This is a genomic window from Hyphomonas sp. (assembly GCF_013823385.1).
Lineage (GTDB): Bacteria > Pseudomonadota > Alphaproteobacteria > Caulobacterales > Hyphomonadaceae > Hyphomonas.
The window spans coordinates 1-4,604 of the sequence record NZ_PNMA01000077.1; the positions used below are offsets into that span (position 1 = coordinate 1).

At 63.9% G+C, this 4,604-nt stretch carries 4 protein-coding genes and 2 pseudogenes; 3 read left to right on the forward strand and 3 right to left on the reverse strand.

Annotation, left to right across the window (positions count from 1 at the left end; genetic code table 11):
- Positions 1-124 precede the first annotated feature (124 nt).
- The 3 genes from C0456_RS19560 to C0456_RS19570 are packed head-to-tail and all read right to left on the reverse strand — an operon-like array spanning position 125 to position 2,091.
- A complete protein-coding gene (locus C0456_RS19560; RefSeq protein WP_124810852.1) occupies positions 125-394 on the reverse strand; it encodes a hypothetical protein in 270 nt (89 codons plus the stop codon).
- Positions 395-443: 49 nt separating this feature from the next.
- Complete coding sequence (locus C0456_RS19565; protein WP_291055991.1) at positions 444-1,490, reverse strand: nucleotidyl transferase AbiEii/AbiGii toxin family protein; 1,047 nt, start codon at positions 1,488-1,490, stop codon at positions 444-446.
- The gene (locus C0456_RS19570) at positions 1,483-2,091 is read right to left on the reverse strand and encodes a DUF6088 family protein (protein ID WP_124810854.1); all 609 of its coding nucleotides are present in this window, start codon (positions 2,089-2,091) and stop codon (positions 1,483-1,485) included. Before C0456_RS19570 ends, C0456_RS19565 begins: the two co-directional genes overlap by 8 nt.
- A gap of 796 nt (positions 2,092-2,887) precedes the next feature.
- On the opposite strand from C0456_RS19570, the pseudogene C0456_RS21005 reads away from it, so the two are divergent.
- From C0456_RS21005 to C0456_RS19585, 3 genes and pseudogenes are all read left to right on the forward strand, one after another.
- Positions 2,888-3,433 (forward strand): annotated as a pseudogene (locus tag C0456_RS21005) (hypothetical protein); the annotation flags it as partial.
- A pseudogene (locus C0456_RS19580) lies at positions 3,432-4,370 on the forward strand (type IV secretion system DNA-binding domain-containing protein); the annotation flags it as partial. The pseudogenes C0456_RS21005 and C0456_RS19580, both read left to right, overlap by 2 nt.
- 4 nt (positions 4,371-4,374) lie before the next feature.
- The coding region (locus C0456_RS19585) for a relaxase domain-containing protein (protein ID WP_291056003.1) at positions 4,375-4,604 on the forward strand (230 nt) is incomplete at its 3' end.

Consider the following 4,604-nt stretch of genomic DNA (forward strand, 5'->3'; position numbering starts at 1 on the left):
CGATTGTGCGCCATCTTGCGCCGTCGAGATGCCATCGCTCGCCTTTGGCGGACTGCTTATCCCACAAATCGCGCTGATTGCTCGAATGTGGGATAAGCCTGAGGCCGGCGTTTCGGAGGCTCGATCAACTCTGTGTGGTATCGTTTGCCTGGTCCAGCAGATCCATAAACATGCGCGCCGCATCGCGGTCGCGTTCGTCCTTGAAGGCGACGTCGAGGTCCGGCGCCGAACCCAACATGTAGAGCAGCGACCACATTGCAAACCTGCGGCCCTTGTCGGTTTCAAGGCCAAACTCGACCTGCATCCGTTCGATGCCGCTCGCCACTGCCGCGGGTGACACCGAACCGAGATCATCGGTCCCGAAGAAGCGCCGCATCTGGTCGTCAAATTCCATCCGAGACGTCTCCTGACCTTTGCCGTCGCTTTGCCGGTGCCCCTGTGGGCTAGCCGGCCGCATTGATCCGTCGCTCGATATCCGCCAGGCGGGACACCAACTCGTCGAAAGCTGGGGGCTCCTCCATGAACATTTCCGCCATGGCGGCGTAGTCCGCCGCAAGTTCCTCGCGCATTGCGTCAGTGACCGAAAGCCGCAGTGTGGCGAGCTGCGCCGTTCCGTAGGAGGCTCTGGCATCAGCGAAGAGCAGACTCTTGTTCCAGACAACCTGCTCCAGCAGTACACGCTCGGCCAGCGCCCGTTCCGTGATGCCGGCAGCATCGAGCATGAACACATCATAGAAGTGCCGCGACAGACCTGGCCGCAATTTGCCGCTGTGGTGCAGCGCATGCAGGATCGTCGCCTTCTCCCAGTAGGTCCTTTCGAGTGCAAGCGTTGGCACGGCGGCCACCGCATCGGGCAATTCGTCCGGAAAGTCCTCGGCGACATATGGCAGGATGTCCCGCAGCTCGAATGGCTCGGGATCGCCCCTTGCCCCAAATTCGAGCTTGATTCGCGGCTGTACGTAGCCGGTACGCCCGCCATAAGTGTTGCCATAGTCGAGGCCGTAGCCCGAGGATGCCGGGTAGTTGAACAGGACGGTCTGCCGATCCTTGTCTGCGGGATCCGCCTCGATGCTCCAACCATCACGGGTGCCCAGGGCTTCCGCGATCGCTTGCGCAAGCGTCGGAAGGAGGATCGTTCCAACCCAGTTTTGCGCCGCAGCGCCGAGCGCCTTGCCGCGCCGTTCGCGCTCCTTGCCGCTGATGTCGCTCGCCATCGGCGAAGCGACCTCGCCGAGCAGCGGCGCGGCGCGATTGATGGTGAGATCGATGTCCTCTGAAAATCGCTTGATGATCCCGAATGCTTTCGAGAGCGAGGTCCCGCCCTTGAAGGTCAGGACCTTGGCCAACTCGGGCACGCCCATCAGCCGGCGCAGGGTCCAGCACACCCAGAAGTCCTTCTCGACGATGAGTGACGTGAGATCGCGGCGTGCGGCAGCTTCGGCAAAGAACGCCCGCCGCTCTTCGGCAGGCCGCCGGGCAAATTCATCCATGGTGCGCCGCCCCGATCTTCAGCACGACATCGCCCATCCAACCCGGCATCTGCGCGCGGCCCTTGATCAGCGCCTGCACGTCCTTGTCGTCGAGCCGCGCGGCGAGCTGCGAAATCGCATTCGCATCGATCTTGTCTCGCCCGAGCCCGGCCAGGAACTGGACCACGCCGTTGGCAGCCTCAGAGGCATTGCCCAGCACTGGTGCGCGGCTGTGCTTGAGCGTGACGCTTCGGCCAGCGGCCTGGCGCACGCGGGTTCGTCCTGTCGTTGCATAGCTCGCCCTGGCAGGTACTTGTGTCGACAGTCCAAGCTTGTTGGCCGCTGCTGCTGCCGAGGGCGCGAGCCGGTCGCCGCTTTGCGCCGATACGGCCTGCGCGATCATCTCGGCATCTGGTGTCAGCGCGCCCAGCTTGTCGTGCAGCTGCGGATAGTCGTAGAGGCCGCGCCCGATCCGGCGTATCTCTCCAGCCTGCGCCAGACGCGACAGCGCCATGTCGACCGAGCCGCGTGTGCCGAAGTCGATGAAATGCTTGGGGGTGAATACCCACCCCCGCCCCTTCGCGCGAACGCGCTTCATGATCTTGTCGGCCATGGCGGACATGATTCGTGTACTCCTTCCGTTAGAAACTAACACACATATTTCTAACAAACCATACCACCGCGAAAGGCCCTTCGAAGGCCATCATGATCATGGTCAGCGCATGTCTGTTGATCATCACCACCATCACCATCACCGGCGACGGCTTTCGGAGATGACGACGATCAGCAGGGTGTCAGACATCGCAGGTCCGAAAATAAGGAGCGGCCCCGTCAAGATTGCCGCACTCGGTCCCGCGCGCCTTGCTGGCGCGCTCCTGCGGGTGCGGGGTTTCCTGCATTGGGCCGCCGGCACTCTTGCCTTCGCCTCCGTCGCCGTCCCGCGCCCGTGCGATGCACCGGGCCACAGGGCGACTGACTGGCTCCGACAAGGGATCCGTCATTTGTAGCTGGCTCCGCCGACCACGGCGCAGCCAGCGCGCCCCGCGACAACCCACAGACATCCTTCGGCCACGGCAATCAAGCGGGGCGCAGAGGACATGGCGTTTTGCGGTTAACCCCGAACGCCCAGATGGGGTTCGGGGGCAAAACCGTAATCTCTCTCTCATCTCGGTGGCTGAGCGAAATCAGCATCGCCATAGCATGACGCCTGGGAGATTGGCGGCCGTCAAGGATCGCGGGTGCCCCCCGATTTTGGCCTGCTGCGGCTAGCGCCTTGCGAGCAAAATCGGCTCCCCCCACGCCCGCGACACGCGGCGGCAGCGCGGGCGCGCCGCCGTCCCTGACTGCCTGATTCCGGCGTCCTTCCGATGGGCATCTTTCATCAGCGTGATGAGAGAAAATTCCATTTGGAGGTTATCATGACGGACCGTTTCTCGAACTTCGCCGACCTTGCCGAACACTATGCGCGTGAAATCGCCACGCCCGACTACGCCCGGGCATTCATGGAGCAGACCGAACTGGCCAAGCTCTCGATCGAGCATGAGCCGAGCGCTGTCGAAATGCCCGATCCCGAGGTGGCGCAGGCGGCGATCGAGATGATGCTCGCGACCGTCTTCGACCTGTTCCGCGACACCCGGATGGAGGACTTCGCGAGCGAAGTCGCCTGGGGCGTGGCCAACAGCTTCCACGTCGTCGCCAAACGCCTCGATGACCGCGAGGACGCGATGGCGAACCGGCTCCAGGAGAAGCTGCGCGAATACGATCCGAGCGAGGTTTACGCGACCGATCTGGAAGACCTGACCATGCAGGCCCGCAGCCTTGCCGAATGCCGCGATGCGATGGAGTGCATGCGTGACCATGCCGCGCGGATCTACCTTGTCGAAACCGGTCGGCCTTTCTCGCCGGTGCGTGGGTCCAGGGTGTCGTCCAAGACCAATGCCTCGATGATCGAAGCGCGCGACTACCCGGTCCTTGCGCACCTGGTTCTTCTTCGACGAGGTTCATGCGCTCCACCGCCTGCCGGCCATCGAGGACGGCCTGCAGACCGCGCGCGGCTTTGGCGGCGCCTTCGTGCTCGGCATCCACTCCTTTGCCAAACTGGCCGAGACCTATGGCAAGGAAGGCGCGCAGAACCTCGCCTCGCTCGCGCGTACCAAGCTGATCCTGGCGGCCGCCGACCGCGACACCGCCGAGCACTGTTCGGACTATATCGGGCACCGCGAAGTCAGGATGATGGATGAGGCCTACAGCTATGGCTATTCCAACATCCGCGACGCCGCGACCATCACGCCCCGCTCGGAAGTGCAGCCGCTGGTCATTCCCGATGACATCATGCGCCTGCCATCGCTGCGCGGTTTCCTTGTCTTCCCCGAAGGCTTCGATGCGGCGCGGATCAAGCTCACCTACACGGACTATCCCAAGGTCGCCGAAGGCTATGTCCTGCGTGAGAATGTCCAGCCCATCGAGTTCGTGCCGCCGCTGGTAGATGACGCCGAAGAAACGGAGGTCGGGGGCCGCGAACCGCGCGGCGAACCCGAGCGTGAATTGCGCAATGACGATCTCGAAAACGGTCCGGGCACGCTTGCATCCGAGCAGGGTGATCCGGAGCATCCCGCCCCGGAAAACCTACCTGAAGGGCCCGCACAGGATCCCAGTGTGGGCAGCCAGATGGCCTTCAGGCTCGAACAGGCTCCGCAGGGCGAGCGGAATGGCGGGCGCGAACAGGAAGTGCCGGACAAGGCTGCGGACCATGCCTCGGCGAAGGCTGCGGCGCAGCGCGCGGGCGTGACCCGCGAACTCAATGACCCCGTCCGTGAAGAGAAGTCCGCCGAGCGCGGCGGCAAGGCTGCACGCGAGATCGACGATCGCTCGCATTCCCATGACGACGGACCGGAGATGTAGGGCCATGCACTCCATCGCATCCGTCAGGTCGTCGAGCGGGGCCGCCGCCTATTTCGCCAACGACAACTACTACACCGAGCAGGAACACGCGGAGGCTGGGGTCTGGGGCGGCGAAGGTGCGCGCGCACTCGGACTCGAGGGCCAGGTCGAGAAGGGCGCGTTCGAAGCGATCCTCAATGGGCAGCTGCCCGATGGCGCGATGGTCGGGCAGGTCGAGGGGCGGCGCCTGGGGTT

Excerpts from the sequence above, each read along its gene's own strand:
- C0456_RS19565 (WP_291055991.1), bottom strand. The coding sequence starts at position 1,490 with ATGGATGAATTTGCCCGGCGGCCTGCCGAAGAGCGGCGGGCGTTCTTT.
- C0456_RS19570 (WP_124810854.1), bottom strand. The coding sequence starts at position 2,091 with ATGTCCGCCATGGCCGACAAGATCATGAAGCGCGTTCGCGCGAAGGGG.
- C0456_RS19560 (WP_124810852.1), bottom strand. The coding sequence starts at position 394 with ATGGAATTTGACGACCAGATGCGGCGCTTCTTCGGGACCGATGATCTC.